This is a genomic window from Variovorax sp. 3319 (genome assembly GCF_031456585.1).
Classification (GTDB): domain Bacteria; phylum Pseudomonadota; class Gammaproteobacteria; order Burkholderiales; family Burkholderiaceae_C; genus Variovorax; species Variovorax paradoxus_P.
The window spans coordinates 301,518-323,887 of the sequence record NZ_JAVDUZ010000001.1 but is presented as its reverse complement, the minus strand read 5'-3'; the positions used below and the strand labels follow the sequence as shown (position 1 = coordinate 323,887).

At 64.7% G+C, this 22,370-nt stretch carries 22 protein-coding genes; 9 read left to right on the top strand and 13 right to left on the bottom strand.

Annotation, left to right across the window (positions count from 1 at the left end; genetic code table 11):
• Positions 1 to 12 precede the first annotated feature (12 nt).
• The 6 genes from J2X67_RS01555 (at position 13) to J2X67_RS01530 (ending at position 6,415) form a co-directional block, all read left to right on the top strand.
• Positions 13 to 1,026 (top strand): ABC transporter substrate-binding protein, encoded by a 1,014-nt coding sequence (locus tag J2X67_RS01555; RefSeq protein ID WP_309949868.1) that lies wholly within the window; start codon positions 13 to 15, stop codon positions 1,024 to 1,026.
• 117 nt (positions 1,027 to 1,143) lie between these two features.
• A complete protein-coding gene (locus J2X67_RS01550) occupies positions 1,144 to 1,965 on the top strand; it encodes an ABC transporter permease (RefSeq protein WP_309949865.1) in 822 nt (273 codons plus the stop codon).
• A 16-nt stretch (positions 1,966 to 1,981) separates the two neighbouring features.
• A complete protein-coding gene (locus J2X67_RS01545) occupies positions 1,982 to 2,782 on the top strand; it encodes an ABC transporter permease subunit (RefSeq protein WP_309949863.1) in 801 nt (266 codons plus the stop codon).
• Positions 2,772 to 3,833, top strand: a complete 1,062-nt coding sequence (locus tag J2X67_RS01540) for an ABC transporter ATP-binding protein (protein WP_309949861.1) — start codon at positions 2,772 to 2,774, stop codon at positions 3,831 to 3,833. The genes J2X67_RS01545 and J2X67_RS01540 overlap by 11 nt, the downstream gene beginning before the upstream one ends.
• Positions 3,830 to 4,690 (top strand): phosphodiesterase, encoded by an 861-nt coding sequence (locus J2X67_RS01535; RefSeq protein WP_309949859.1) that lies wholly within the window; start codon positions 3,830 to 3,832, stop codon positions 4,688 to 4,690. Before J2X67_RS01540 ends, J2X67_RS01535 begins: the two co-directional genes overlap by 4 nt.
• 63 nt (positions 4,691 to 4,753) lie before the next feature.
• Positions 4,754 to 6,415, top strand: coding sequence for a Na/Pi cotransporter family protein (locus J2X67_RS01530; RefSeq protein ID WP_309949857.1), 1,662 nt, complete (start codon positions 4,754 to 4,756; stop codon positions 6,413 to 6,415).
• A gap of 41 nt (positions 6,416 to 6,456) precedes the next feature.
• Here the strand turns inward: J2X67_RS01530 and J2X67_RS01525 are convergent, their stop codons facing one another.
• Positions 6,457 to 6,867: a response regulator gene (locus J2X67_RS01525; RefSeq protein WP_309949855.1), complete on the bottom strand. Its 411-nt coding sequence runs from the start codon at positions 6,865 to 6,867 to the stop codon at positions 6,457 to 6,459.
• Between the two features lie 129 nt (positions 6,868 to 6,996).
• Positions 6,997 to 7,980 carry a quinone oxidoreductase gene (locus tag J2X67_RS01520; protein ID WP_309949853.1) on the bottom strand — a complete coding sequence of 328 codons (984 nt, stop codon included), beginning with the start codon at positions 7,978 to 7,980 and terminating at the stop codon, positions 6,997 to 6,999.
• A 101-nt stretch (positions 7,981 to 8,081) separates the two neighbouring features.
• Between J2X67_RS01520 and J2X67_RS01515 the strand changes: the two genes are divergently transcribed.
• Positions 8,082 to 8,993, top strand: a complete 912-nt coding sequence (locus J2X67_RS01515) for a DMT family transporter (RefSeq protein WP_309949851.1) — start codon at positions 8,082 to 8,084, stop codon at positions 8,991 to 8,993.
• Between the two features lie 15 nt (positions 8,994 to 9,008).
• Here J2X67_RS01515 and J2X67_RS01510 read toward each other — a convergent pair whose 3' ends face one another.
• Genes J2X67_RS01510 through J2X67_RS01495 form a run of 4 tightly spaced genes read right to left on the bottom strand, consistent with a single transcriptional unit; the run spans position 9,009 to position 13,406 of the window.
• A complete protein-coding gene (locus J2X67_RS01510; RefSeq protein WP_309949849.1) occupies positions 9,009 to 9,803 on the bottom strand; it encodes an SDR family oxidoreductase in 795 nt (264 codons plus the stop codon).
• Between the two features lie 25 nt (positions 9,804 to 9,828).
• The gene (locus J2X67_RS01505) at positions 9,829 to 10,776 is read right to left on the bottom strand and encodes a DMT family transporter (protein ID WP_309949848.1); all 948 of its coding nucleotides are present in this window, start codon (positions 10,774 to 10,776) and stop codon (positions 9,829 to 9,831) included.
• A 21-nt stretch (positions 10,777 to 10,797) separates the two neighbouring features.
• Positions 10,798 to 12,411, bottom strand: a complete 1,614-nt coding sequence (locus J2X67_RS01500) for a gamma-glutamyltransferase family protein (RefSeq protein WP_309949846.1) — start codon at positions 12,409 to 12,411, stop codon at positions 10,798 to 10,800.
• A 17-nt stretch (positions 12,412 to 12,428) separates the two neighbouring features.
• On the bottom strand, positions 12,429 to 13,406 hold the full coding sequence (locus J2X67_RS01495; RefSeq protein ID WP_309949844.1) for a tripartite tricarboxylate transporter substrate binding protein: 978 nt from the start codon (positions 13,404 to 13,406) through the stop codon (positions 12,429 to 12,431).
• A 97-nt stretch (positions 13,407 to 13,503) separates the two neighbouring features.
• Between J2X67_RS01495 and J2X67_RS01490 the strand changes: the two genes are divergently transcribed.
• Positions 13,504 to 14,430 carry a LysR family transcriptional regulator gene (locus J2X67_RS01490; RefSeq protein WP_309949842.1) on the top strand — a complete coding sequence of 309 codons (927 nt, stop codon included), beginning with the start codon at positions 13,504 to 13,506 and terminating at the stop codon, positions 14,428 to 14,430.
• A gap of 81 nt (positions 14,431 to 14,511) precedes the next feature.
• On the opposite strand, the gene J2X67_RS01485 is transcribed toward J2X67_RS01490, so the two are convergent.
• From J2X67_RS01485 to J2X67_RS01455, 7 genes are all read right to left on the bottom strand, one after another.
• Positions 14,512 to 16,023, bottom strand: a complete 1,512-nt coding sequence (locus tag J2X67_RS01485) for a tripartite tricarboxylate transporter permease (protein ID WP_309949840.1) — start codon at positions 16,021 to 16,023, stop codon at positions 14,512 to 14,514.
• 16 nt (positions 16,024 to 16,039) lie between these two features.
• A complete protein-coding gene (locus tag J2X67_RS01480; RefSeq protein WP_309949838.1) occupies positions 16,040 to 16,528 on the bottom strand; it encodes a tripartite tricarboxylate transporter TctB family protein in 489 nt (162 codons plus the stop codon).
• 120 nt (positions 16,529 to 16,648) lie between these two features.
• Positions 16,649 to 18,445 carry an ATPase, T2SS/T4P/T4SS family gene (locus J2X67_RS01475; RefSeq protein ID WP_309949836.1) on the bottom strand — a complete coding sequence of 599 codons (1,797 nt, stop codon included), beginning with the start codon at positions 18,443 to 18,445 and terminating at the stop codon, positions 16,649 to 16,651.
• A complete protein-coding gene (locus tag J2X67_RS01470) occupies positions 18,442 to 19,224 on the bottom strand; it encodes a spermidine synthase (protein WP_309949834.1) in 783 nt (260 codons plus the stop codon). Before J2X67_RS01470 ends, J2X67_RS01475 begins: the two co-directional genes overlap by 4 nt.
• Entirely contained in the window at positions 19,224 to 19,751 is a 528-nt protein-coding gene (locus tag J2X67_RS01465) for a DNA-deoxyinosine glycosylase (protein ID WP_309949832.1), read from the bottom strand. The genes J2X67_RS01470 and J2X67_RS01465 overlap by 1 nt, the downstream gene beginning before the upstream one ends.
• A gap of 87 nt (positions 19,752 to 19,838) precedes the next feature.
• Positions 19,839 to 20,246: a hypothetical protein gene (locus tag J2X67_RS01460; protein ID WP_309949830.1), complete on the bottom strand. Its 408-nt coding sequence runs from the start codon at positions 20,244 to 20,246 to the stop codon at positions 19,839 to 19,841.
• Between the two features lie 132 nt (positions 20,247 to 20,378).
• A complete protein-coding gene (locus tag J2X67_RS01455) occupies positions 20,379 to 21,239 on the bottom strand; it encodes a TatD family hydrolase (RefSeq protein ID WP_309949829.1) in 861 nt (286 codons plus the stop codon).
• A gap of 88 nt (positions 21,240 to 21,327) precedes the next feature.
• Between J2X67_RS01455 and J2X67_RS01450 the strand changes: the two genes are divergently transcribed.
• The gene (locus tag J2X67_RS01450; protein WP_309949827.1) at positions 21,328 to 22,332 is read left to right on the top strand and encodes a trypsin-like peptidase domain-containing protein; all 1,005 of its coding nucleotides are present in this window, start codon (positions 21,328 to 21,330) and stop codon (positions 22,330 to 22,332) included.
• Positions 22,333 to 22,370: the final 38 nt, after the last annotated feature.

Below are 22,370 nucleotides of genomic sequence, written 5' to 3'. Positions count from 1 at the left end.
AGGAGTTCTTTCATGTCCCTCCGCATCTCTCGCATAGCCCGCCTTGGCCTGCTTGCCGCCGCGCTCGTTGCCGCCGGCAGTGCCATGGCGCAGACCGCCATTTGCTACAACTGCCCCACCGAATGGGCCGACTGGGGCACGCAGCTCAAGGCCATCAAGGCCAAGACCGGCGTCACCGTGCCAGCCGACAACAAGAACTCGGGCCAGTCGCTCGCGCAACTCGTTGCCGAGAAGGCGAGCCCCGTGGCCGACGTCACCTACCTGGGCGTGACCTTCGCGGTACAAGCCCAGAAAGACGGCGTGGTCGAGCCCTACAAGCCGGCAGCATGGAAAGACATTCCAGACGGCCTGAAGGACCCCGCAGGCAACTGGTTCACCATTCATTCGGGCACGCTCGGTTTCATGGTCAACGTCGATGCGCTCAAGGGCAAGCCGGTTCCCAAATCGTGGGCCGACCTGCTCAAGCCCGAATACAAGGGCCTCATCGGCTACCTCGATCCCGCATCGGCCTTCGTCGGCTACGTGGGTGCCGTGGCGGTGAACGAAGCACGCGGCGGCACGCTCGACAATTTCGGCCCGGCCATCGACTACTTCAAGGCGCTGCAGAAGAACGAACCCATCGTGCCCAAGCAGACCTCTTACGCGCGGGTGCTGTCGGGCGAAATCGCGATCCTGCTCGACTACGACTTCAACGCCTACCGCGCCAAGTACAAGGACAAGGCCAACGTGGCATTCGTCATTCCAAGCGAAGGCACGCTGGCCGTGCCTTACGTGATGAGCCTCGTCGCCAAGGCGCCGCACGCAGCCGAGGGCAAGAAGGTGCTCGACTTCGTACTCTCCGACGAAGGCCAGGCCATCTGGGCCAAGGCTTACCTGCGACCGGTGCGCGCGAGTGCGATGCCGAAGGACGTCGAGGCGCAGTTCCTGCCGGCTACCGAGTACGCCCGCGCAAAGAGCGTGGACTACGCACGCATGGCTGAGGCGCAGCGGGCGTTTTCTGATCGTTATCTGAAGGAAGTGCGCTAAGTGCTTTGTTCAGGGGGCGCAGCCCCGGGGGACATTCGCGGAGGGGAGTACCCGGTGGCCTGTGCACGCGCCCTGAACAATGGCGCCCCGCAACATAGCGCGAACTGAAAATCTGAGATGAAGCAACCCAACGCCTGGAACCCACGCTGGCGCCTGCTGGCCTGCGCAGCCCCCGCGGCCGTGTTCTTCGCCGCCTTCTGGCTACTGCCGGTGGTGCGCCTTCTCACGTTGCCCGCAACCAAGGGCTGGTCCACCTACTTCGCAGTGCTCACCGACTCGCGCTACTTGCAGAGCATGGTCAACACTGTGGTGCTTTCGGTGGCCGTGACACTTGCAACGCTGGTGCTCGGAGCGGCCGTCGGCATTTATCTTGCACGTCATGCCTTCACCGGCAAGCGCATGCTGCTGTCGCTGCTCACGCTGCCGCTGTCCTTTCCGGGCGTGATCATCGGCTTCTTCGTCATCCTGCTCGGCGGGCGGCAAGGCCTGGTGGCCGACATCGGCGACAGCCTCTTCGGTGAACGCATTACCTTTGCCTATGGCCTGCTCGGCCTGTTCCTGGCCTACCTGTACTTTTCGCTGCCACGCGCCATTGCCACCTATGCCGCCGCGGCAGAAGCCATGAACGTGCAGCTCGAAGAAGCCGCGCGATCGCTCGGGGCCTCTCGCCTCCGCGTTGCGCGCGATGTGTGGATGCCCGAGCTCGCCCCCACCACGCTGGCCTGCGGCGCCATTCTTTTCGCCACCTCCATGGGCGCCTTCGGCACCGCATTCACCCTTGCCAGCAAGTTCGAGGTGATCCCCATCACCATCTACAACGAGTTCACCAACTACGCCAACTTCGCGCTCGCCGCGTCGCTCTCTATTGCGCTGGGCCTCGTCACTTGGCTGGTGCTGTTCGTTGCGCGCCGCTTCGGCGCCAACCCGGTCGCGCGCTGAATCGAGGGAACCGCTCATGCGAAAGATCACGCAACCCAAGGCGCCCTTCCTGCTGGTCATCACAGTGCTCGTGAGCATTTTCATGATCGCGCCGATGCTGCTGTCCGTCATGGCCGGCTTGGTCAACAACTACAGCGCGGGCCTGAAGAGCGGACTCACGCTGCGCTGGCTGGGCGAGGTGTGGGAGAACTACGGCGGCACCGTGGGCTGGTCGCTCGCGCTGGCGACGGCCTGCGTGATAGGCACCGTGCTGCTGGGCGTGCCCTGCGCCTATGCGCTGGCGCGCAGCCGCTCGCGCGCGGCGCATATCTTTGAAGAGCTGCTCACGCTGCCCGTTGCAGTGCCGGGGCTTGCGACCGCACTCGCGCTCATCCTTGCCTACGGCCAGCTCACGGCCTTTCGCCAGAGCTTCGCTTTCATTCTCGTGGGCCACATGGTGTTCACGCTGCCGTTCATGGTGCGCACCGTGAGCTCGGCGTTCCAGCGCGACGACCTGCTCGCGCTCGAAGAAGCGGCGCGCTCGCTGGGCGCCAACTTCCGCCAGCGCTTCATGGGCATTCTGGTGCCCGCCGTGTTCCCCGCCATCGTGGCCGGCAGCCTGATGGTGTTCACGCTCTCGGTGGGCGAGTTCAACCTTACGTGGATGCTGCACACACCGCTCACGCGCACCCTGCCTGTGGGCCTGGCCGACAGCTATGCGTCGATGCGCATCGAGATCGGCTCGGCCTACACGCTGGTCTTCTTCGCCGTGATCCTTCCGGTCCTGTGGGGCCTCCAATATCTCGCCAACGTCATGCAGAAACGCCATGGAACTTGAACGCATTCCTATCGAAATCGCGAACTGCGCAAAAACCTACGCCGACGGCACGCGCGGCCTGCTGCCAACCGACCTGCACGTGGAGGCGGGCGAGGTGCTCGCGCTGCTCGGCCCCTCCGGCTGCGGCAAGACCACGCTGCTGCGGCTGATCGCAGGGCTCGAGGCGCCCGACGAAGGCAGCCGCATCGTGTTCGGCGGGCAAGACGTGACACAGCGGCCGGTGGAACATCGCGGCGTGGGCATGGTCTTTCAGAGCTACGCGCTTTTTCCGCAGATGACGGTGGCCGCAAACATCGGCTATGGCCTTCGCATTCGCGGTGTGTCGCCCGAAGAAGAAAAGCGCGCCGTGGGCGAGCTGGTCGACCTGACTCGGCTCGGCGGCCTTGAAAACAAGCGCCCCGCCGAGCTCTCCGGCGGCCAGCGGCAGCGCGTGGCCCTGGCGCGCGCGGTTGCCGTGCGCCCGCGCGTGCTGCTGCTCGACGAACCGCTGGCCGCGCTCGACGCCAAGCTCAAGGAGTCGCTGCGCGACGAGCTCGCCGAACTGCTGCGCCGCCTGCACATCACGGCCATCCACGTGACGCACGACCAGCAGGAGGCAATGGCCATTGCCGACCGCCTGGCAGTGATGAGCGCCGGGCGCATCGTGCAGATCGGCCGCGGCGAAGAGTTGTACCGCGCGCCCTCCCACCCGTTCGTGGCGGAGTTCCTGGGCCGGGTGAACCGCCTGTCGCGCGAGCCCGAAGCCATTGCGCAAGGCGTTGTCCGACTCGGCGGAAGCACACTGCCTTGCCCACCCGCATGGCGGGACCATGCGATGCTTCTGGCGCGACCCGAAGACGTCGAGGTGGGCGCACCCCAGCCTGGCTGGGGCCTTGCCGCCGTCGAACGCCGCACCTTTCTCGGCGACCGCGTGCAGTTGCACCTGCGCACGCAGGACCAGTCCTTGCTGGTTGCCGATGTAGGCCGCGACACGCCTTTCGGCCCGGGGGATCCGGTCGGCCTTCGCCTTCAACCCGATCGCCTGATGACGTCGCAGGAAACCAGCGCATGACGACAACAACCACAGAGCACACCACTGTCCTGGTCCAGCTGACGGACCTGCACATCCGCGAGCCCGGCCGGCTGGCGTATGGCCGCATCGACACCGCGCCGTATCTGGAGCGCGCCGTCCAGTCGGTGCTGCGGCTGCCGCAACAGCCCGACGCAGTGGTGATCACCGGCGACCTGAGCGACTTTGGCCGTGCGGCCGAATACGAGCACCTGGCGCGCCTTCTCGCTCCACTCACCATGCCGGTCTACCTGATGCCGGGCAACCATGACGACCGCGACCAGCTGCGACGCAGCTTTCCGGACCACGGCTACCTGGCAGCGGGCGTGGGCTCTGCCGGCTTTGTGCAGTACTCGGTTCGCGTGGGCGCGCTGCGCTTGCTGGCGCTCGACACCTGCGTGCCAGGCGAGAGCCACGGCGCGCTGTGCGACCAGCGGCTGGCCTGGCTGGATCAACAGCTAGAGGCTCACCGCGGCGAACCGGTGGTCATTGCCATGCACCACCCGCCCTTCCAGACGCTGATCGGCCACATGGACGAGATCGGCCTGCTGCAGGGTGCGCAGGCGCTCGAAGCGCTGGTCGCGCGGCACCCCAACGTCGAACGCGTGATCTGCGGGCACCTGCACCGCGCCATCGACGTACGCTTCGGCGGCACCATCGCCTCCACTTCGCCTGCCCCGGCGCACCAGGTCTGCCTGGACCTGGCGCCCGATGCTGCCTCGGCTTGGATGCTGGAGCCGCCCGGGTTCCGGGTGCACGCCTGGTTTCCGCGCAACGGACGGCTGGTCACCCATCTGGCGGCCTCTGGCACTTTCGAAGGCCCTTTTCCTTTCCATGACAACGGAGCACTGATCGATTGAGTCCATAGTGTGGAAAATGGGGTCGCAAACGAATCAAAACGAAAAGGATAGAAACCGGCACCCATGAAGCATCTTCTGAACCTGCTCGCCGCCGTCGCACTGCTGGTGTGGGGCACGCACCTCGTTCGAACGGGCGTGCTGCGCGTGTTCGGGGCCAACCTGCGCAAGATCCTGGTGCAGAGCATGCGCAACCGCTTCACGGCCGCGCTCTCGGGCATTGGCGTGACGGCGCTGGTGCAGTCGAGCACGGCCACCTCGCTGATGACTTCGTCCTTCGTGGGGCAGGGCCTGGTCACGCTGCCCGCCGCGCTGGCAGTGATGCGCGGAGCCGACATCGGCACAGCCCTCATCTCGGTGCTGTTCTCGGCCGACCTGTCGTGGCTTTCGCCGATGTTCATCTTCGTGGGCGTGGTGCTGTTCATTTCGCGCTCGGCCAGCGTGGCCGGCCGGGTTGGCCGCGTGCTCATCGGGCTGGGCCTGATGCTGCTCGCGCTGCAGCTGGTGGTAGAGGCCACCGAGCCGCTCTTCTCGGCGCCGGCGGTGCGCGCGTTGCTGGCCTCGCTCAACAGCGACGTGCTGCTTGAAATAACCATTGGCGCTGCGCTGGCCATCGTGGCGTATTCGAGCCTGGCGGTGGTGCTGCTGGTGGCGGCCATGGCAAGCTCCAACGTGGTTCCGCTGGATGTGGCGCTGGGGCTGGTGCTCGGCGCCAACCTTGGCAGCGGCTTGCTGGCTGTGCTCACTACCGCCAAGTCGGCCGTACCGGTGCGGCAGGTCACGGTGGGCAACCTGCTTTTCAAGGCGTTCGGCGTGGCCATCGTCGCGCCGTTCGTGGGGCTCTGGCTGCGCTATGTGCAGCCCCAGGTGCCCAACGCAACGCACGGCGTGGTGCTGTTTCACCTGGCGTTCAACGTAGTGATCAGCGTGGGCTTCATCGGCCTCACACAGTGGGTTGCAACGCTGGTCACCAAGATGCTGCCGGTGCCGCAGCAGCCGGCCACGTCCACGCGGCCGCATCACCTGGACCCTTCGGCGCTTTCAACGCCTTCGCTCGCCATTTCGAATGCCGCGCGCGAGGCGCTGCACCAGGCCGACATTGTCGAAACCATGCTCATCGGCACGCTCGACGTGATCCGCCACAACGACCTTCGCCTGTCGCAGGAGCTGCGGCAGCTCGACGACACGGTGGACGAGCTCTACTCGGCCATCAAGTACTACATGACGCGCATCTCGCGCGAAGCGCTGGGCGAAGAAGAAAGCCGGCGCTGGACCGACATCATCAGCTTCACCATCAACATGGAGCAGATCGGCGACATCATCGAGCGCGTGATCATCGACATTGAAGACAAGAAGATCAAGCCGCAGCGCAACTTCTCGGCTGCCGGCATGGCGGAAATCGTGGAACTGCATGGCCGGCTGGTGGCCAACTTGCGGCTGAGCATGAGCGTGTTCCTGAACGGCAATGTGCGCGATGCGCAAAAGCTGCTGCAAGAAAAAGCACGCTTTCGCGACCTTGAACGCGCATATGCCACCACTCACCTCGACCGGCTGTCCGACCGCACCACATTGAGCATCGAGACCAGTTCGCTGCACATCGACCTGATCAGCGATCTCAAGCGCATCAACTCGCACATCTGCTCCATTGCCTACCCGATCCTCGAATCGGCCGGTGCGCTGGCACCGAGCCGGTTGCGCGAATCGAGGCTGGGGAAGATCGAGAGCTGATCAGCCTGCGAAGCAGGCCGCAAAGCGCAAAGGCAAGTTTGTCAGTGCGCCATCGAATAAAGCGAGCTCATGAACTGCTCCTGCCGTCGGCGCAGGCAGAAGTCGATCAGGTCGTCGATCTCGGTGGCCTTGTCGAACACCGCATCGGCGCCCAGCTGTTTGCATTTCCGGCGCATCTCGGGGGTGAGATGGTTGCTGAGCACCACCATCTTCTGCGCGGGCTCACGGTTGCGGCAGGCCTCGAGCACGCTGAAGCCGGTGCCGTCTTTCAGGAACAGGTCGACGATGGCCAGGTCCCATTGAGACAGGTTGCTCGTCAGCCAACGGGTGCCTTCCCGCTCCGATTCCGCCTGTCCCACCGGGTCGACCCTGGCCACTTCGCGCAAGGTGCCCAGCAGGTTTTCGCGGATGGTGGGGTTGTCTTCGACAACAAAGGTTCTAACGGTGTCCATGATGGCGTCTACTGGCGTTTCTCGAGCTTTGTAGCAGGCTACAAAGTGCGCTCCGCACAAGACGAAGGCATGACACCCCATCGCGGGTAGGACAAGGCTGGCCGCCGCAAGGCCGGCCGCTGCCCGCCGTCAGAGCGTGAGGATCGTGCAGCCTGTGGTCTTGCGCGCTTCCAGGTCGCGGTGGGCCTGCTGCACGTCGGCCAATGCATAGCGCTGGTCGATCGGGATCTTCACCGCGCCGCTCTGCACCACGGCAAACAGGTCGTCCGCCATGGCCTGCGTGCTCTCGCGCGTGGAAATGTGCGTGAACAAGGTCGGGCGCGTCACGTAGAGCGAGCCCTTCGAGGCCAGCGTGCCAAGGCTGATCGGCGGCACCGGGCCCGAGCCATTGCCGAACACCGCCAGCAGGCCGAAGGGGCGCAGGCATTCGATCGAGGCCTCCCAGGTGTCCTTGCCCACCGAGTCGTACACCACCTTCACGCCCTTGCCACCCGTGATCTCCTTCACCCGGGCCGCGAAGTTCTCGGTGCTGTAGTTGATGGCGTGCGCGGCGCCGTGCTCGAGCGCAAGCTTGCACTTGGCGTCGCTTCCGGCCGTGCCGATCAGCTGCAGGCCCAGCGCCTTGGCCCATTGGCAGGCGATCAGCCCGACACCGCCGGCCGCGGCGTGAAACAGCACGTAGTCGCCCGGTTGCAGGCCTTCCGCCGGCAGCGTTTTCTTCAGCAGGTATTGCGCCGTGAGGCCCTTGAGCATCATGGCCGCGCCTGTTTCAAACGAAATGGCGTCAGGCAGCTTGCAGACGCACTTGGCCGGCATTACGCGCAGCTCGCAGTAGGCGCCCGGAGGCTGGCTGGCATAGGCGGCGCGATCGCCCGCCTTCAGGTGCGTAACGCCCTCGCCCACCGCCTCTACAACGCCCGAGGCCTCCATGCCCAGTTGCAAAGGCATCTGGAACGGGTAGAGGCCGCTGCGCTGATAGGTGTCGATGAAGTTCAGGCCCACCGCCTTGTGGCGAATGCGTATTTCGCCGGGCCCGGGCTCGCCGACCTCCACATCGACGATCTTCAGTTCTTCGGGACCGCCATGGCGGTCGATACGGACGGCTTTGCTCATCATCTTTATAGTCTCCAGGCTCGCGAAAAAGAAGACGCGCATCGTGCCACGTTTGGCCTTTCCGCGGCGGCGACGGGCAATGCCCGGTAGAGTCGGCGGCCATGCAGATCCAGCAGCGCCTCACGCCTTCGACCGTTTTCCTGCTCACCGTGCCGCCGCTGCTGTGGGCCGCCAATGCCGTGGTCGGCCGCATGGTGCGCGATCTGGTTTCGCCGATCACGCTGAACTTTGTGCGGTGGGCCATTGCCTTCGTGCTGTTGCTGCCGCTCGCATGGCCCGTACTGCGCCCGGCCAGCCCCCTGTGGCCGCACTGGAAGCGCTACGCCGTGCTGGGGCTGCTCGGCATCGGCTGCTACAACGCCTTTCAGTACCTGGCGCTGCAAACCTCCACGCCAATCAACGTCACGCTCGTGGGCTCCAGCCTGCCGCTGTGGATGCTTGCAACGGGCGCCATCTTCTTCGGTGCCCGGGTCAGCGGGCGAGAAATTGGCGGTTCGCTGCTCTCGATGCTTGGCGTGCTGCTGGTGCTGAGCCGGGGTGAATGGCAGCAGTTGCTGGGGCTGCGCCTGGTGCCGGGCGACCTGTACATGATCCTGGGCACCATCGCCTGGGCGTTCTACAGCTGGGTTTTGGTTCGCACGCGCGAGCCGCAAGGCGTGCGGCAAGACTGGGCCGCTTTTCTCATGGCACAACTGGTGTTCGGCCTGGCGTGGTCAGGCGCATTTGCGGCGGGAGAGTGGACGCTGACCGATGCACACATCGTGCTGGGCTGGCCCCTTTTTGCTGCCCTGGCGTTCATCGGCATCGGCCCCGCCGTGGTGGCTTACCGCTGCTGGGGCAGCGGCGTGCAGAAGGCCGGGCCGCAGGCGGCGAGTTTCTTCATGAACCTCACGCCGCTGTTTGCAGCCTTGATGTCCGCGGCGTTTCTCGGCGAGCCGCCGCATTGGTACCACGGCGCGGCCTTCTTGCTGATCGTGGGCGGCATCGTGGTCTCGTCGTCATCCAGACGTTGAGACCATGAGGCGGGGTCAGTAAGTGCCCGGATAAGCCCCGCCGTCGGCCAGCACGTTCTGCCCCGTCATGTAGCCTGCCTGCAGGCTGCAAAGAAAAGCGCAGATGGCACCAAACTCCGCCGGCGTGCCGAAGCGTTTGGCAGGAATGTTCTTCTTTCGGGCTTCCCACACGGTGTCGAAGTCCTGGCCGGTCTTCTGGGCCGTGCCGGCCATCGTGCCCTTCAGGCGATCGGTATCGAAGGAACCGGGCAGCAGGTTGTTGATGGTTACGCCCTGCGCCGCAATGGCAGTGCGCGCCACGCCGGCAACAAAGCCTGTAAGCCCGCTGCGCGCACCGTTCGACAGGCCCAGGATGTCGATAGGCGACTTCACCGAGCTGGACGTGATGTTGACGATGCGCCCGAAACCGCGCTTGGCCATGCCGTCGACGGTGGCCTTGATGAGCTCGATGGGCGTGAGCATGTTGGCGTCGACCGCCTTGATCCATGCCTCGCGGTCCCAATTGCGAAAGTCACCTGGCGGCGGGCCGCCGGCATTGGTAACCACGATGTCGAACTCATGGCCCAGCGCGAACACGGCCGCGCGGCCTGCCTCGGTGGTGATGTCCGCCGCCACATGCTTGACGAAGGGTGCCGGCGAGCCTGCTGCCGCCGCGACCAGCTTGGCAGCCGCTGCTTCGAGCGCCTCGGCGCCGCGCGCCACGATCACCACGTTCACGCCCTCGCGCACCAGCGCTTCGGCGCAGCCGTAGCCGAGCCCCTTGCTCGCGCCGCACACCAGCGCGGTCTTGCCTGCAATGCCCAGATCCATGTTTTTCTCCTGTACTGCAGGGGCGCTAGCGCCCCGTGCGTGTGAAAACGAAGATGCCCGCAATCACGAGCACCGTGCCGGCCGCAATCCACGCGGTGAACGGCTCGCCGAGTATGACCACCCCCATGAGGATGGTCGAAAGAGGCCCGATCATGCCGGTTTGCGCAGCCATGGCGGGGCCGATGCGCTCGATGGCCATCATGACCATCAGGACAGGTACCGCCGTGCAAAGCGTTGCGTTGAGCACCGACAGCCAGATGACCTCGGGCGCCGCCTGCATTGCAACGCTCATGGGCCGCGTGAGCACAAATTGCAGGATGCACAGCACGCAGGCCACGGTGGTGGCCAGGCCCACGAGCCGCAGCGAGCCGAGCCGCTTGACGAACTCACCGCTGTAGACCAGATAGCCCGCATAGCTCACCGCGCTCAGGAACACCAGAAAAGCGCCCCAGGCTGCCGCCCCGCCGCCCTTGCCGCCGCCGCCGGTCCAGAGCTCATGCCCGAACACCAGCAGCACGCCGGCGTAGCTCACGATCATGCCCAGCACCTGCGGCCGCGTTGCTCGGCGCCCGTACAGCAGCCAGCCGAAGAGCAGCACCAGCGTAGGGTTGAGATAAAGAATCAGCCGCTCGAAGCTGGCCGAGATGTAGGCAAGCCCTGCAAAGTCGAGAAAGCTTGCAAGGTAGTAGCCGGAGAAGCCGAGCCCGATCACTCCAAGCCAATCGCGAAACGTGAGCGCAGGCTTGCCGCGCCCCGCCCACCACGCCATGACCGCAAAAAGCGGCAGCGCAAAGAGCATGCGCAGCATGATCAGCGTAATGGCATCCACGCCGTGGCGATACGCCAGCTTGACGATGATGGCCTTGCCGCTGAACGCGATGGCGCCCAGCGAAGCGAGGATGAGGCCGGGCGCAATGCTCTTTGCGCTGCCCTGGGCAGAGGGAATGCCGGTCTGTACGGCGGACTTGGTCATCCCTCGATCATCGCGTGGTCTTCAATAGCCTGCAGCCACGCCATCGCGGCGCGGATCGCTGGCGGCCACATAGCCTTCCACCGACGGATCGCCAGCGCGCCAGATGAACTGGCCGGCGCCGAAGTCCTGGTAGGAGTCGTTGATCACGTCCAGTTTGTGGCCGAGGTCGCGCAGGCCCTGCACGGTGTTCGGATTCATTGCCGCCTCGACGTTGATCTCGAGCCCCGCGTTGAAGCGCCAGCGCGGCGCATCGCACGCGGCCTGCGGGTTCTGCTTGTAGTCGAGCATGCGCACCAGCGTTTGCATATGGCCCTGGGGCTGCATGTTGCCGCCCATCACGCCAAAGCTCATGACCGGCTGGCCGTCCTTGGTAAGGAAGGCCGGAATGATGGTGTGGAAGGGCCGCTTTCCCGGTGCCACCACGTTGGGACTCTCGGCCTTCAGGCTGAAGCCGTGGCCGCGGTTCTGCAGGCTGATGCCGAACTCGGGTTCAACGCAACCCGAGCCGAAGCCCATGTAGTTGCTCTGGATGAAGCTCACCATCATGCCGCTCTCGTCAGCAGCCGTGAGGTAGATGGTGCCGCCCTTTACGGGGTTGCCGGCCTTGAAGTCCTGCGCCTTTTTCACGTCGATAAGTCTCGCACGCGATGCAAGGTATGCGTCATCGAGCATTTGCGCGGGGGTCACCGTCATCGACGATGGCTCCGACACGTAGCGGTACACGTCGGCAAAGGCGAGCTTCATGGCCTCGATCTGCAAATGCTGCGAAGCGACCGAGTCGACCGGCAGCGAAGCGATGTCGAACTTTTCGAGAATGCCGAGCGCGATCAGCGCGGCAATGCCTTGGCCATTGGGCGGAATTTCGTGCAGCGTGTGGCCGCGGTAGTCGCGAGAAATCGGCTTGACCCATTCGGGCTGGTACGCCGACAGGTCGGCCACGGTGAGCGAGCCGCCCTGCTCCTTCGAAAACCTGGCGAGCGCTTCGGCGATTTCGCCGCTGTAGTAGGCCTCGCCCTTGGTGCGGGCAATGGCCTTGAGCGCGCGCGCGGCGGCCGGAAAACGAAACAGCTCACCGATCTCGGGTGCGCGGCCCCAAGGCAGAAACGCCTGCGCAAAGCCCGGCTGCGACTCGAGCAGCGCAGTGGCCGCGACCCACTTGCCCTGCACCACCGGCGGCACAAGGTAGCCACGCTCGGCAATGTCGATGGCCGGTGCCAGCAAGTCGGCGAAAGGCAGCTTGCCGAAACGATCGCTCAGCGCCACCCAGCTGCGCACCGCGCCCGGCACCGTGACCGAATCGATACCGCGCATTGGCGGCGTGGCGGCATCGGCGCCGTACTTGGCCTTGAAGTATTCAGGCGTCCAGGCCTTGGGCGCAGGACCGGAGCCGTTGAGGCCATGCAGTTCCTTGCCGTCCCACAGGATGCAGAACGCGTCGCTGCCGAGGCCGTTGCTCACCGGCTCGACCAGCGTCATCACGGCCGCCGTGGCAATGGCCGCATCGACGGCGTTGCCGCCTTGCTGGAGCATGCGCAGCCCGGCTTGCGAAGCCAGCGGGTGCGAGGTCGACACCACATTGCGCGCGAAGATCGGAATGCGTGTGGAGAGGTACGGATTGTTGAAATCGAAGTTCATGTCGGTTTGTCTCGTCGTCAGTCGTTGGTGATCTTGCGGTCGACCACGATTTTTTTCCACTTGGCGGCATCGGCCGCCACCATCTTTGCGAACTGCTCGGGCGTTCCGGCGGTGGCGGGCTCGATGCCCAGGCGCGAGAGCTTGTCTTTCACTTCGGGGTCTGCCAGCGCTTCGTTGGCCGCCTTGTTGACGCGCGCCACGATGTCCGCGGGCAGCCCTTTCGGCCCATAGAAGCCGAACCAGGTGTTCGACTCGTATCCCGGCAGCGTGTCGGCGATGGGTGGCAGCTCCGGCGCCAGGGGGCTGCGCTTGAGCGTGGTAACGCCGAGCGCGCGCAAGCGACCGTCGCGCACGTGCGGCATGCCGGTGGGCAGCGAGTCGAACAGCACGTCGATCTTTCCGCTGATCAGGTCGGGAATGGCAAGCGCCGTGCCCTTGTAGGGAATGTGCGTGACGAACACGCCGGCCTGCGCCTTGAAGAGCTCTGCCGTGAGCTGCACGATGGTGCCGTTGCCGCTCGAAGCGTAGTTGAGCTTGCCCGGGTTCTTCTTGGCATGGTCGATCCATTCGCGCACGGTCTTCGCGGGTGAATTGACCGGCACCAGCATGATGCTGGGTGCATCGCCCACATGCGCGATGGGCGAAAAATCGCGCACCGTGTCGTAAGGCAGCTTGCTGGTGATGGCCGGGCCGATCGAATGCGTGCTGGTGGTGGCCAGCAGCAGGGTGTAGCCGTCGGCAGGCGCCTTTGCCACCAGGTCGGAACCGATGGCGCCGCCGGCACCCGGCTTGTTGTCGATGACCAGCATGGCGCCGAGCTTGTCGCCCATCTTCTGGCCCAGCGTGCGGGCAAAGAGATCGGTGGCGCCGCCTGCAGGAAACGGCACAACAAGCCGCACCGGTTTGGTGGGATAGCCCTGCGCGAAGCTGGCGGTGCTCGATGCAGCCAGGCAAAGCGCCGCGGCAACCCCTTGAAGGAACTGGATTCGTTTCATGGTGCTGGATTCTGGCCCGGTAGAGAAACCTTGCATGCTATGCAGCCGTGACGCATCAAGCCAGATAATCCACCTTATTCAACTATGAACAGGGTTTATGGCAAAGAACGCCCCGGATGAGGTTTCGCTGCAGCAATTGCGGGCGTTGGCGGCAGTGGCCGAAACGGGCAGCTTTACCCTCGCGGCGGAAAGCCTGCAGCTGACGCAGCCCGCAATCAGCCACCTGGTCAGGCGCATGGAAGAAGAACTCGGCCAACCGCTGGTGGTGCGGGGCCGCCGTATCCAGCTGACGAGTGCGGGCCAGGTGATGGTTGAAACGGCCGTGCGCGCGCTCCGACTCATCGATGAGTCGGTAGAGGCATGCCGCTCGCAGTCGCAGTTGCGCGAAGGGCGGGTGGTGCTGGCGGTCGGGCACCTCACGGCGGGTGCGCTGCTGCCGCCGATGCTCGGCCGCTTTTCGCAGAAGCACCCCACACTGGCGACCACGCTGCTCGACAGCACTGCGGAGCAGATGATTTCGCGGCTCCTTTCGCAGGAGGCCGATCTGGGCTTCGGCTCGGACATCGGGCAGAAGCATTCCGAACTGGCAACCGAACCACTGTTTACGGAACGCATGGCGCTTTTCGTACGCGAAGACCATCCGCTGGCGCAGCGCGTGGTGGTCGATGCCAGGCACCTGGAGGCGCTGCCTTTCATTCACGTCAACCCCGACGCCAATGTGTGGCGCTCGGTCAGCCGGCAACTGTCGAGCGTGGCGAACGTGTACCCGCAGGTGGCCCACCACGTGTCGATGTTGTCGACCGCGTTCGGCTTGATACAGGCAGGCGCGGGAGTGGCGCTGCTGCCGCGCTATGTGGAAGTGTTGATGCCGGGCAATCTGCGCGCGGTGGCGGTCACGCGTCCCACGCTTGAATATCCGGTGGTCGCGGTAAGGCTTGCCAAGCACCCGCTCAGCCCTGCAGCCCTGGCTTTCCTGGCAATGGCTCGGCAGCACATGAAACCGGCGAGGGCCGGCAAGCCGTAGGCCCTCTTGCGCCAACGGAGCCGCCGAAATGAAAAACGGCGCCCAAAGGCGCCGTTTTCAGAAAAAGCACAAAGACGGAAATCAGTCTTCGACGAAAGCCTCTTCGCGCTTCGCCTTCACCGCGGGCAACAGCACGATTACCAGCAGCAGCGCAGCGGCGAGCAGCAGGCCAAGCGAGATCGGACGCGTGACGAACACGCTCCAGTCACCACGCGAGAGCAGCAGCGAGCGGCGCAGGTTTTCTTCCATCATCGGCCCCAGGATAAAGCCCAGCAGCAACGGTGCAGGCTCGCAACCCAGCTTGAAGAAGGTGTAGCCCACGAAGCCGAAGACACCGACCATCCAGATGTCCCACGTGTTGTTGTTCGTGGAGTACACGCCAATGGCGCAGAACAGCACGATGGCGGGGAACAGGAACTTGTACGGCACCGACAGCAGCTTGATCCACATGCCGATGAGCGGCAGGTTGAGCACGATCAGCATCGCGTTGCCGAGCCACATCGAGGCGATCAGGCCCCAGAACAGCTCGGGGTTGCTGGTCATCACCTGCGGGCCCGGCTGGATGTTGTGGATGGTCATTGCGCCCACCATCAGCGCCATCACGGCATTGGGCGGAATACCCAGCGTGAGCAGCGGAATGAAGGAGGTCTGCGCGCCGGCGTTGTTGGCTGCCTCGGGTGCTGCCACGCCGCGGATGTTGCCCTTGCCGAAGGGCACTTCGCCCGGGTGCAGCTTGGTCTTCTTTTCGATCGTGTAGGCAGCAAAGGCCGACAGCAACGCGCCGCCGCCCGGCAAGATGCCCAGCGACGAACCCAGCGCAGTGCCGCGCAGCACGGCAGGAATCATGCGCTTGAAGTCTTCCTTGGTCGGGAACAGGCCCGAGACCTTGGCGGTAAACACTTCACGCTCGTCGTCGGGACGCGAAAGGTTGGCAATGATTTCGCCGTAGCCGAACACGCCCATGGCAATGGCCACAAAGCCGATGCCGTCAGTCAGTTCAGGAACGTCGAAGCTGTAGCGCGCAACGCCCGAGTTCACGTCGGTGCCCACCAGGCCCAGCAACAGGCCGAGCACGATCATGGCAATTGCCTTGAGCAGCGAGCCCGAAGCCAGCACCACGGCGCCGATCAGGCCCAGGATCATCAGCGAGAAGTATTCGGCCGGGCCGAACTTGAAGGCCAGTTCGGTCAGCGGCGGTGCAAAGGCAGCCAGGATGAGCGTGCCCACGCAGCCGGCAAAGAACGAGCCCAGGCCTGCTGCGGCAAGCGCCGGACCTGCACGGCCCTTGCGCGCCATCTGGTAGCCGTCGATCACGGTCACCACCGACGACGATTCGCCCGGCAGGTTCACCAGAATTGCGGTGGTCGAGCCGCCGTATTGCGCGCCGTAGTAGATGCCGGCCAGCATGATCAGCGCCGACACGGGCGGCAGCGCATACGTGGCGGGCAGCAGCATTGCAATGGTTGCAACCGGGCCGATGCCCGGCAGCACGCCGATCAGCGTGCCCAGAATACAGCCGACCAGGCAGTACAGCAGATTCGTGAAGGTAAAGGCAACGCCAAAACCCATCGAGAGGTGTTCAAACAATTCCATGTGAGCAGCTTTCTTCTCAACCGGTGATGAAGGTCGGCCAGACCTGGATCTGCAGCTTGAGCGCCCAGATGAACGCGATATAGCTGCCGATGGCCAGCACAGTGGCCAGGATCAGCACGCTTGGCAGCTTGAACTCGTGGCCGGCGAGGCTTGCGATGATCACCAGCGCGTAGATGGCGATGATCATTCCCATGGCGGGTACGCCAAGGCTCGGCAGGCCGCCCAGCAAGATGCCGAATGCGAGGTTGGCGCCCAGAATGAACACCACCTGCTTCCAGGCCCACTTGCCGATCTTTTCGCCATCGGTGGTTTCAACGGTCAGGCCGCTGAACATGATTCCCAGGCCGATGAAGGCCATGAGAATGCCCAGCATCAACGGGAAGTAACCCGGCCCCATGCGGGCCCCGGTGCCTACGCTGTAGGTGGTGGCGCCCCATGCGAACGCCACGCCCACGACCGTAAACATCAGGCCCGAGAAAAAGTCTTTCTGACTCTTGATCTTCACGAACAGTCTCCTCGAACAAATTTCGATGCGAGATTGTCGAGTCAGCTGGCGGTCAGGCTGATGTGGATTCCACTAACCGAGCGCCTAGGGATAACCCGAAAGACTTCACAGCGCCAAGGCTCATTCGAGCGGCGGCGTGGCGCTCAGTACCTCTTCGATGGTCGTTACGCCCTCGGCCACGCGCAATGCACCTGCAAGGCGCAGCGGGCGCATGCCGTCGATCACGGCTTGCCGCCGCAGCCCTGCGAGGTTCGGCTCCTTGTTGACCTGGGACTTGAAGTCTTCGCTGATGCTCAGCAGTTCGTACAGCCCCATGCGGCCCATGTAGCCCGTCATGCGGCAATCGACGCAACCCACCGGTTTGTACGCACGCACCGAGCCGGTGATCTGCCAGGGCTTGACGATGGCTTCGAGCTTCTCGCGCGTGATCGTGTCGTCGGGCTGCTTGCAGTTGGGGCACAGCGTGCGCACCAGCCGCTGCGCGAGCACGCCCAGCATCACGGCGTTGATGAGGTACGAAGGCACGCCAAGCTCCATCAGCCGCGTGATGGCGCTCGGCGCATCGTTGGTGTGCAGCGTGCTGAACACCAGGTGGCCGGTGAGCGCGGCCTGCACCGCCATTTCGCCCGTGGCAAGGTCGCGGATTTCCCCGACCATGATGATGTCCGGGTCCTGCCGCATCAGCGCGCGCAGGCCTTCGGTAAAACCGAAATCCAGCTGCGGCTGCACCTGCGTCTGGTTGAACGAAGGCTCGATCATTTCGATCGGGTCTTCGACCGTGCTCACGTTGACTTCTTCGGTTGCCACCCGCTTGAGCGTGGAGTACAGCGTGGTCGTCTTGCCCGAGCCGGTGGGCCCGGTCACCAGAATGATGCCGTTGGGCCGCGTGACCAGTTGCTCCCAGCGGTGCGCGTCGTGCTGCGAGAAGCCGAGCGCGTCGAGATCCTTCACCGCGGTGTCGGGGTCGAAGATCCGCATCACCATCTTCTCGCCGAAAGCGGTCGGCAAGGTGGACAGCCGCATTTCGACTTCGTCGCCACGCATGTTGCGGGTCTTGATGCGGCCGTCCAGCGGACGGCGCTTTTCGACCACGTCCATGCGGCCCAGCAGCTTGATGCGCGACACCATCGCGTTCATTACGCCCATCGGCATCTGGTATGCGGGGTGCAGGATGCCGTCGATGCGAAAGCGGATCACGCCCTGCTCGCGGCGCGGCTCCAGGTGGATGTCGCTTGCGCGCTGGTCGAAGGCGTATTGCCAGAGCCAGTCGACCACCTGCACCACGCTCTGGTCGTTGGCGTCGAGTTGCTTGGTGCTCTTGCCCAGCTCTACCAATTGCTCGAAGCTCGCGCCCCCGGTGTTGCCCCCGGCCTTTTGCGCTGCGCGCACCGACTTGGCGAGCGCAAAGAACTCGGCCGTGTAGCGCTGGATGTCGGCCGGGTTGGCCACCACCCGGCGCACCGTGCGGCGCGCCTGGCGCTCCACCTCGGCAATCCAGTCGGTAAGAAACGGCTCGGCCGTGGCCACAACCACTTCGGTGGGTAGCACTTGCACAGGCAGCACCTTGTGGCGCTCGGCATAGGCCGCGCTCATGGTGTCGGCCACCTTGCCCACGTCGACCTTGAGCGGATCGATGCGCAGGTAGCCGAGCCCCGCACGGCCGGCGAGCCACTGCGTGAGCATTTCAAGATCGAGAGGCTTGCCGTCGCTCTCGCGCGTCATGGCCACGTTGGCAAGGCGCACCAGCGGTGCCTGCCGGCTTTCGGCCTGGGCGCAGCGCGCAATGGTGCGCTTGGCTTCCACCGGCGAGATCACGCCGTCGGCGGCGAGCCATTCGATCAAGCGGCGAAGGTCGAGCGGGCCTTCGTGGGGAGGATGCGAAGGTTTGGATGTGGAAGCAGCGGGAACAGCGCTCATGGGCCGGAAGGTCGGGTGAGAGTGGGATTCAGCGGTTTGAACACACGCAGCCATTTAGGCGCGGGCAGGCCCCATCGAGTCTGGATCGTTTGGGCGCGCTCGGCAAGGGCTTCGCGCTTCGGACGGCTTGGCGTGCGCTGCGCCAGCACCACCGTGTTGCCTTCGCGCGTCGGCTTGAAGGCCCACACTGCATCGGCGCCGAACGCGCCGGCAATTTTTTCGAGGCTGCGTTCGTAGCTCGACGACCGGCCGAAGAGATTGACCGTCATGCTGCCGTCTTCAGTGAGCAATGCGCGGCAATCGGCGTAGAAATCTTCGCTGTCGAGCACCGGTGCGGCGGCCTCGTGGTCGTACAGGTCGACCTGCAACGCGTCGACCGTGCCCTGCCACTCGGGCTTGCGAATTTCGAGCGCCGCATCGGCAATGACCACGCGCAGCTTCGGATCGTCCGCCGGCAGCTTGAACCAGCCGCGGCACGCCGACACCACCTGCGGGTTCAGCTCGACCGCGGTGGTGCGCATGCGCAGGGTCTTGCGGGAAAACTTGGTGAGCGTGGCCGCACCGAGGCCGAGTTGCATTGCATGTCGGCTAGCCACGCTTTTCGGATCTGCAAACAGCAGCCAGGCCATCATGCGCTGCACGTATTCGAGCTCGATCTCGAACGGCGCATCGATCTTCATCGAGCCCTGAACCCATTCGGTGCCCAGGTGCAGGTAGCGGATGTCGCCCCAGTCGGAAAAATTGACTTCGGGGAGGACGGGAGTTTTGCTCGTGGCCATCAGGTGAGTTGGTGGGCTTCGAAGACCTCGCGCCAGGCTGCGAGCTTGCGCTCGAAGCTCCACGACGCGTTGGCGGGGCTGGTGGAAGGCAGCTGGTAGACGGGCACCCCCAGCGTGCGCGTATGGCGCGCATGCTTGAAGCTCTCGCCGCCGTTGTGGGCAATGGCGGCGAGCTTGGGCAGGTGCAGTCCGGCAATGTCGTTGGCAACCGGTGCCCGAATGGCCGAATCGAGGCTGCCTTCGCGTTCGCACGCGGCGTATACGTCCCAGACGCCGAGCCCGCGCGCAAGCAGCCACTTCTTCTTTTCGGGATAGCTGTCTGCGCCAATCGGGAGCGGGTGTTGGGGCCAAACGGCTTGCAAGATTTTCCAGAACTGATTTTGCGGATGCGCATAGTACTGCTGCTGCTCGAGCGAGCGAACGCCCGGAAAGCTTCCGAGAATCAGCACCACTGTGGCAGGCGACACGACGGGCGCAAGGCCCGTCAGCACCGCGCCGCTGGTGTCGGGTACGTTGGTTGGTTTCATGAACAGCCTCTATCTTGGCACTGTCGCACTGTCGATCGCCCATGAAAAAACCCGCCGAAGCGGGTTTGTGCTGAAAGCGAGCGCCGGTTATTTCTTGGCAGCTTCGTGTTCGGCGGTGCCGGGCACCTTTTCGCCGATGGCCTTGCCGGTGCTGCGCATGCCGTCGGCCGTCTTGTGGCCCGCGGTTTCAACAGCATCGCCGGTCTTGGCGGCCACGTTCTTGGTGGCGTTGGTGGCCTTCTTGGTGGTGCGCTTGGTCGCGGCCCAGGCCTTCTTGGTGCCGCGTTCGGTGGCGTTCACTGCCTTCTTGGTCGTGGTCTTGGTCGCATCGACCGCGTCCCTGCCGGCTTCCTTCACCTTTTCGGTGGTGGTTGGCTCGGCGGTGGTCGTTGCGGGTGCAGCCGTTGTCGCGGTTTGTGCCACGGCGGAAACGCCGATGGAAGCAAGCGCGAGAGCAAGTACGACGGGCACGGTGCGAATGAAAGATGCGGTCATGTAAAGACTCCTTTTTTGAATGAAGTGTCGGAGTGACGAACTTGCCACTGAAGAGACAACGCCACTTCGAACGCCGAGGATGACAGCAAAAATGCAGCCCCCGCTTGCGCAAACGCAAGTCGGGGCGTCGGCCTACGCGCTCTGCGGCCCCTGCTCTGACAACGGGAGAAGGCTTTCGAGCCGTGGCATCGCTTTCAGCGCATTCCGCGTCGTGGCATCGGCAAGTTCATCAACGCCGATACCGCGCAACTGCGCCACCACTTGTGCAATGCGCGGGAGCTCGCCTGGCTCGTTGCGCCCCTGGGCCTCGCCGGCCGCGCGCTGTGCCTGCGTGCGGTAGATCCAGTGCGGCTGGATGTCCGGCGCATCGGTTTCCATCACCATCGATTCGAGCGGCAGCGTCGCCGCCAGACGGCGCAGCTGCAACGCGCGGTCGAAGGTCACGGCACCGCCGAAGCCGAGCTTCAGGCCAATGTCGATACAGGCCCTGGCCTGCTGCTCGCTGCCATTGAACGCATGCGCAATACCTTCCCAGGGCCGGCCGCCCGCCGTCTGGCGCAAGTGCTTGAGCACCTTGTCCACCGAACGGCGCACATGAATCAGCACCGGCAGGTTGTACTTGCGCGCGAGTTGCAACTGAGTGTGAAAAAAGTGCTGCTGCTTCTCGCTGTCCAGCCCCTCCACAAAATAGTCGAGGCCGATCTCGCCGACCGCAACGAGCCGCGGATCGCCCAGGCGAGTGGACAGTTCGGCATCGAGCGCCTCCAGGTCTGAGTCTTGCGCGTTGCCGGTGCAAAGCGGGTGGATTCCCAACGCGTAGGCGTCGCGCTGCACGTGCGCCAACTCGCGAACGGTTGCAAAGTTGAATGCCGCAACAGCCGGAATGACGCACAGCGCCACGCCCCGTTCAGCGGCGCGGGCACGGATGAGCGGCATTTCCGCACCGAATTCGGGCGCGTCCAGATGGCAGTGGGTGTCGATGAATACAGCCATGGCGAGATGATGCCCGAAGGGATGCAAGGCAGAAGAAAGCGTGCTACTGTGAACCCCTCACCCGTCATCCCTTGCCGGAGGTGTTTCGATGCGCAGGCCCGCTTTCTACAGCCGTTCGCCCCGCACGCTGCCTCAAGCGGCCGATTCCGCGGCCGCCGATCAGGCCGTGCCATCGCCCGAGGGCGGAGGCAATGGCGCGCCGCCGGATTCACCTGTTTCTCCGCCGCAAGGCAAGCCGCGCTGGCAGCCCGGCCGACGCAGTTTCGCGTTTCTGGTGGTCCTCAGCGCCGTTGCCGTCGGCAGCGCCGCCTGGTGGCCCCGGCACGGCGCCAAGGCGCTGACCCAAAAAGACATCGATGCCGCCGTGCTGCGCACCCTGCAGACCAACACGCTTCCCTCGCCCGCCGCCAAGGCCGCCGAGATCGTGCGGCCCTCGGTGGTTCGCGTGGTCGGCTACGGGCCTGAAAAGGCCACGCCAGAGGCCAAGACGCAAAAGCGCGGACGCAATCTCGCCAAGGGCAAGTCGCCTGAAGCCGACCCGCCGCCGGGCGAAACCGAACGCGGCGTAGGCACCGGCGTGGTCATTGTCGACAAGGGCGTCATTCTTACCAACCTGCACGTCGTAGCCGGCGCCGAGACCATCAAGGTCACCTTCTCCGACGGCCTCGAGGCCGTGGCAACCATTACCGGCGTGCAGCCCGAGAACGATCTTGCGGTGCTGCAGGCGCAAAAGATTCCCGACGACCTCATTCCCGCAGTGATGCGCTCGACCGCCGACCTGCAATCGGGCGACCAGGTGGCCGCTGTCGGATTTCCGTTCGGCATTGGTCCATCGGTATCTGCCGGCGTGGTGTCGGGCCTGAAGCGCTCGTTCCGGTCGCCCGAGGGCAAGCAGGAGCTGGGCAACCTGATCCAGTTCGACGCGGCGGCCAACCCCGGCAACTCGGGCGGGCCGCTGATCAACATGGACGGCGAGGTGCTCGGCATCGTCACCGCCATCCTCAATCCGACGCAGCAGCGCACCTTCATAGGCATCGGTTTTGCCGTGCCCATAGAGAACGCGGCCTCCGCCGCCGGCTCGCCGCCGTTCTAGCGCGATCCAGAAAAACCGCAGCATGCATTCTTCGATTG

Excerpts from the sequence above, each read along its gene's own strand:
- J2X67_RS01555 (WP_309949868.1), top strand. The coding sequence starts at position 13 with ATGTCCCTCCGCATCTCTCGCATAGCCCGCCTTGGCCTGCTTGCCGCC.
- J2X67_RS01550 (WP_309949865.1), top strand. The coding sequence starts at position 1,144 with ATGAAGCAACCCAACGCCTGGAACCCACGCTGGCGCCTGCTGGCCTGC.
- J2X67_RS01545 (WP_309949863.1), top strand. The coding sequence starts at position 1,982 with ATGCGAAAGATCACGCAACCCAAGGCGCCCTTCCTGCTGGTCATCACA.
- J2X67_RS01540 (WP_309949861.1), top strand. The coding sequence starts at position 2,772 with ATGGAACTTGAACGCATTCCTATCGAAATCGCGAACTGCGCAAAAACC.
- J2X67_RS01535 (WP_309949859.1), top strand. The coding sequence starts at position 3,830 with ATGACGACAACAACCACAGAGCACACCACTGTCCTGGTCCAGCTGACG.
- J2X67_RS01530 (WP_309949857.1), top strand. The coding sequence starts at position 4,754 with ATGAAGCATCTTCTGAACCTGCTCGCCGCCGTCGCACTGCTGGTGTGG.
- J2X67_RS01525 (WP_309949855.1), bottom strand. The coding sequence starts at position 6,867 with ATGGACACCGTTAGAACCTTTGTTGTCGAAGACAACCCCACCATCCGC.
- J2X67_RS01520 (WP_309949853.1), bottom strand. The coding sequence starts at position 7,980 with ATGAGCAAAGCCGTCCGTATCGACCGCCATGGCGGTCCCGAAGAACTG.
- J2X67_RS01515 (WP_309949851.1), top strand. The coding sequence starts at position 8,082 with ATGCAGATCCAGCAGCGCCTCACGCCTTCGACCGTTTTCCTGCTCACC.
- J2X67_RS01510 (WP_309949849.1), bottom strand. The coding sequence starts at position 9,803 with ATGGATCTGGGCATTGCAGGCAAGACCGCGCTGGTGTGCGGCGCGAGC.
- J2X67_RS01505 (WP_309949848.1), bottom strand. The coding sequence starts at position 10,776 with ATGACCAAGTCCGCCGTACAGACCGGCATTCCCTCTGCCCAGGGCAGC.
- J2X67_RS01500 (WP_309949846.1), bottom strand. The coding sequence starts at position 12,411 with ATGAACTTCGATTTCAACAATCCGTACCTCTCCACACGCATTCCGATC.
- J2X67_RS01495 (WP_309949844.1), bottom strand. The coding sequence starts at position 13,406 with ATGAAACGAATCCAGTTCCTTCAAGGGGTTGCCGCGGCGCTTTGCCTG.
- J2X67_RS01490 (WP_309949842.1), top strand. The coding sequence starts at position 13,504 with ATGGCAAAGAACGCCCCGGATGAGGTTTCGCTGCAGCAATTGCGGGCG.
- J2X67_RS01485 (WP_309949840.1), bottom strand. The coding sequence starts at position 16,023 with ATGGAATTGTTTGAACACCTCTCGATGGGTTTTGGCGTTGCCTTTACC.
- J2X67_RS01475 (WP_309949836.1), bottom strand. The coding sequence starts at position 18,445 with ATGAGCGCTGTTCCCGCTGCTTCCACATCCAAACCTTCGCATCCTCCC.
- J2X67_RS01470 (WP_309949834.1), bottom strand. The coding sequence starts at position 19,224 with ATGGCCACGAGCAAAACTCCCGTCCTCCCCGAAGTCAATTTTTCCGAC.
- J2X67_RS01465 (WP_309949832.1), bottom strand. The coding sequence starts at position 19,751 with ATGAAACCAACCAACGTACCCGACACCAGCGGCGCGGTGCTGACGGGC.
- J2X67_RS01460 (WP_309949830.1), bottom strand. The coding sequence starts at position 20,246 with ATGACCGCATCTTTCATTCGCACCGTGCCCGTCGTACTTGCTCTCGCG.
- J2X67_RS01455 (WP_309949829.1), bottom strand. The coding sequence starts at position 21,239 with ATGGCTGTATTCATCGACACCCACTGCCATCTGGACGCGCCCGAATTC.
- J2X67_RS01450 (WP_309949827.1), top strand. The coding sequence starts at position 21,328 with ATGCGCAGGCCCGCTTTCTACAGCCGTTCGCCCCGCACGCTGCCTCAA.